3 protein-coding genes are annotated in these 4,431 nt (G+C 63.0%); all 3 read right to left on the bottom strand.

Annotated features, from left to right (window positions below; all coding sequences use genetic code 11):
- Positions 1 to 246: 246 nt before the first annotated feature.
- Positions 247 to 1,704, bottom strand: a complete 1,458-nt coding sequence (ltrA, locus tag VMH22_12425) for a group II intron reverse transcriptase/maturase (protein ID HTW92498.1) — start codon at positions 1,702 to 1,704, stop codon at positions 247 to 249.
- Positions 1,705 to 2,148: 444 nt separating this feature from the next.
- Positions 2,149 to 3,246 carry an alanine--glyoxylate aminotransferase family protein gene (locus VMH22_12420; protein HTW92497.1) on the bottom strand — a complete coding sequence of 366 codons (1,098 nt, stop codon included), beginning with the start codon at positions 3,244 to 3,246 and terminating at the stop codon, positions 2,149 to 2,151.
- A gap of 62 nt (positions 3,247 to 3,308) precedes the next feature.
- Positions 3,309 to 4,431, bottom strand: a 1,123-nt coding sequence (gene thiC, locus VMH22_12415) for a phosphomethylpyrimidine synthase ThiC (protein ID HTW92496.1), incomplete at its 5' end; no start/stop codon positions are given.

Here is a 4,431-nt window from a genome sequence, read left to right as displayed (position 1 = left end):
CACGATTCCGTGGAACGTCTCCTCAACCTACGACCGCCGCTCCCCGACCGCCATGAGCGTGCCCGAATACATAATCTGCGACAACGTCCGTATTTCGGACGTGGCCGACAGCTTCTAGCCGAGAAATCAAGTCACGGAAGCCGGACCTCGGTCCGGCTTCCTCTTTTGCGGGCAGAATGGGCAACCACGGATGGACACTGATGAACACGGGAATCGAGTAGGGGGCGGCCTTTCAGTCGCCCCCTCTCACACCACCGGACGTGCTTTATTGCATCCGGCGGTTCGCAGAGATTCCCGCAGCTGACGATAGCGTTCGGTGAGGCTTATCAGTCCTACTCGTTCCCAGTAGACGTTGCTTAGGGCCATGTTTACCACTGGCGTCGCCGCCATGCGCCATGGACTGCTGCCGCCCGCGCCCAGAGCCGCGAGTTCCTCGGGCACGCCCAGTTCCACGAGCTTCCGGTAGCGTGTCCGCCCTCGCTTCCAGCGCTTCCAGAGCATCTGCCGCAGCCGCCGCCGAAGCCACCCGTCCAGTTCCTGAAACACCCGGTCCGTATCCGTCAGCCGGAAGTATCCTACCCATCCCGTCGTATATTCGTTGACGGCTCGGACTACCTCGACCTCAAGACCCGACCGGCTGCGTCGAGTAAGCTGGCGTAGTCGCTCCAAACAGCGGTCTCTTGCCTCTCCGGCCACGCGAATCAGCGCTCGGCCCTGTCGCCAGTAGAAGCTGAAGCTCAAGAACTTCCGCTTCGACGGCCGGTCTACCCCGCTCTTCTTCGCATTGACCTTAAGGCTCAGCTTTCGCTCAAGGAATCGCCCGATGCCGGCTAGCAGCCGCTCGCCGGCACGCCGGCTCTTTACGTAGATGTTGCAGTCGTCCGCATAGCGCACGAATCGATGCCCGCGCTGCTCCAGTTCTTTATCCAGGTCGTCCAGCATGATGTTGGCCAGAAGCGGCGAGATTGGCCCGCCCTGCGGCGTCCCTTCCTTTGCTTCGACCTTCACCCCGTTGGCCATTACCCCGGACTCAAGATATTTCCGGATAAGCTTGAGCACCCGCCGGTCTTTCACTACTCGCGCTACACGCGCCATCAGTTTGTCGTGGTTGACCCGGTCGAAGAACTTCTCCAGGTCGATGTCCACTACCCAGCCATACCCTTCATTGATGTACGTCTGGGCTTGTCTGACCGCATCGTGGGCTCCCCGCCCGGGCCGAAACCCGTAGCTTGAGTCTGAAAACCCCGGCTCGAACAGTGGCGAAAGCACCTGCGCCAACGCCTGCTGTATGAGTCGGTCTGTCACCGTCGGTATTCCTAACAGCCTCACCCCGCCCCCAGGCTTCGGTATCTCACGCCTGAGTACCGGCTTCGGTTGATAGGTTCCCTCATCGAGCACAGCCCTGATTTCTCTCCAGTGCTGCTTGAGATACGGACGGAGTTCTACCCCCGTCATACCGTCGATGCCCGGTGACCCGCCGTTCCGCTCGACCCGCTCCAGCGCACGCAGCAGGTTGTCCCGTTGGAACACCCGCTCCCATACGCCGGTCTCGTCTGTCGCCTCGGACACTTCTCCCGCCAGCGCCGGAGACGGCTCGGCCCTCTGGCTGTTCCCCGGCAGCTTCACCGCCTTCGCACAACCAGCAGTATCCCTATCCGGGAAAGTCTGCCTTCCTTGCTCGTCCCGCGAGCCCTTGGATTCCATGTCCCTCTCCACGTTCAGCCCTTCTCGGAGCGACGGCTCCGATACTATGGCCTCGGCTGACTCCTGCCGCCTCACCCCGACCTCACGGTCAGGCTTGCCATCCGTAGATGGCTGGACGACAGGTCTCCCCAGGTAAGAACGCTGACTTTCCCTGCACCCCTGCCCCATCTACCCTGTCAGCCCTTGATTGCATCGGGCTTCGCTGTCCATTGCCAGCTCGCCCGGCTGACCCGGCCTCGTATGGGATTCGTGTTCCTCAGAGCGCAGTTTTGCCTCCGGCTTCCTTCGCACCCCACCTCACGGTGACGCACTTGCCTTTGGCTAACGGTTGGTGCAATCAACCTCCGTGTTAGAGACTCTCACTCTCTAGTCAACGCCCATGCTGGGCGCACAATGAAACCGCCCGGACGGAGGCCCGGGCGGTATGTCTGAACGAGTCTGAGTCTATTTGGCGGGACGGCTGACTTGCTTGAGCGCGCGCGCGAAGCAGCCGAACACCTTGGTCATCTCGGGCTTGGTCACCGGGCCCATGTGTCCGATTCTGACAATCTTGCCGCGCATGTCGCCCTGCCCGTTCGCAAGCAGTATCTTGTCCCGCTTGCGGCAGATGTCGACGACCCTGGCACCATCCACGCCCTGGGGCATCTTCATCACGGTCAACGCGTTGGAGGGTCGCTTGGGAAAGAGATCCAGTCCGAGGCCCGCGGCCTTGGCTCTCATCATGTCGCCGATTTCCTGGTGGTCCTTCCAGTACTTCGGCATGCCGATTCGGTTGAGACGTTTGAGGCTCAGGTCCAGAGCGTAAATGATGGAGATGGCCGGGGTCCAGGAGGTCTGGCCTTTGGCCGCATAGCGCCGGGCAATCCGCAGGTCGAAGTAGTAACGCGGCGCCTTGGCCCGCTCAACGCGCTCAGCCGCTCGCTCGCTCAGGGCGACGAAGGAAACACCGGGCGGCACCGCCAGACCCTTCTGGCATCCGCCCACCACCACGTCGATGTGCCAGTCGTCCATTCGCAGTTCATCGGCGCCGAGCCCGGCCACCGCGTCGACAACGAGGATGCGGTTGAGCCGGTGGCAGATCTCGCCGAATGCCTTGATGTCGTGCAGCACGCCGGTCGAGGTTTCGGTCAGGGTCGTGAAGACGCAGCGGGCCGAATCGTTGGCGAGGAGCTTCCGCTCCAGTTCCTCAGGCGGAATCGCCTCGCCGTAGGGCCGGCTCAGTTCGTCCACAAAGGCCCCGAACCGCAGGTTAATCTCGCGCCACCGTTCGCCGAACCGCCCTGCGGTTGCCACCAGCACCTTCTCATCGTGGCTGACCAGATTCGATACCGCGGCCTCCATTGCCCCGGTACCGGACGCGGTCAGCAGGTGGACCTCGCCTTTGGTCAGCATCATCTTCTGCAGTCCTTTGCGGACCGACTCGAAGATCGCCGCGAACGAAGCCTCGCGGTGGTAGACGAGACCGCTTGAGAGTTCCTTGAGGAACTCCAGCGGCACGTCGACCGGGCCGGGCGTGTATAGCTTGTACTTGGGCTTAACCATGATTCATGCCTCCTTGTGGAAAGGGGAAAGTACCAAGTGAAGAAGTCCGAAGTCCGGCTTCTTCATTTCCCCTTTCGCCTTTGCTTCACTAGTTTCGAGTCCTTCGGGCCCTGGCCGGCCGGTGCCATCCGCCGGATTGCACAGAACTCGCCGCACATTGTGCACGCGCCTTCGGTGCGGGAACGTCCAGCCGAGAATACCGCTTGCGCCCGCTGCGGGTCAACGCAGCCGGCGATCATCGCCTTCCAGTCCAGCGCCGCCCTTGCCCGGGATATTCTGAGGTCCCAGGCGACCGCGCCGGGATGATGGCGCGCCACGTCCGCAGCGTGGGCTGCAATCCTCGAAGCAATCACTCCCTGCCGCACGTCCTCGATGGTCGGCAGTCCGAGGTGCTCGGACGGCGTTACGTAGCAGAGGAAATCGGCGCCGTGCCAGGCTGCGAGAGCGCCGCCGATGGCCCCCGTGATGTGGTCGTAGCCGCAGCCGACATCGGTCACGAGCGGTCCCAGCAGGTAGAAGGGTGCTTCGTGGCAAAAGGTCTTCTCCAGCTTCACGTTGGCCTCGACCTGGTCCAGCGGGACATGGCCCGGCCCTTCGACCATCGCCTGCACACCGGCGGCCCGCGCCCGCAAAACCAGCTCGCCGATGGTCAGGAGCTCTCCTACCTGGGCAGCGTCGGTCGCGTCAGCGAGCGCTCCAGGACGAAGCCCGTCGCCGATGGAAAGCGCGGCACCGTGGTCGCGGGCCATCGCCAGCAGGTCGTCATAGTGTTCATAGAGCGGGTTTTCTCTGCCGTTTCGCCGCATCCACTCGATGGTCATCGAGCCACCGCGGCTTACGACCCCGCACACCCGGTGGGCCTCGGTCAGGATCTCGACGTTACGCCGGGTGATGCCGCAGTGGACCGTGATGAAATCGACCCCATCCTGCAGGTGCTTCTCGACGCCGGCGAGTATCTCCCGGGCGCTGGCCTCGATGAACGACTTCCCCTTACGGCGGGCATCCAGCGCGGTCTGATACACGGGCACTGTCCCGACCGGGATCGGCGACTCGGCGATCACGGCCGCCCGCACCTCATCGACATCCCCGCCGACCGACAAATCCATTACCGTGTCCGCTCCCGCATCAACCGCGGCCTTCAGCTTGTCCAGCTCGTTCGCCAGGTCGCTTGTGTCCGGCGACGTG

Source organism: bacterium (assembly GCA_035505375.1).
Taxonomy (GTDB): domain Bacteria; phylum Hydrothermota; class Tepidihabitantia; order Tepidihabitantales; family Tepidihabitantaceae; genus UBA2258.
This window is presented reverse-complemented; position numbering and strand designations above follow the sequence as displayed.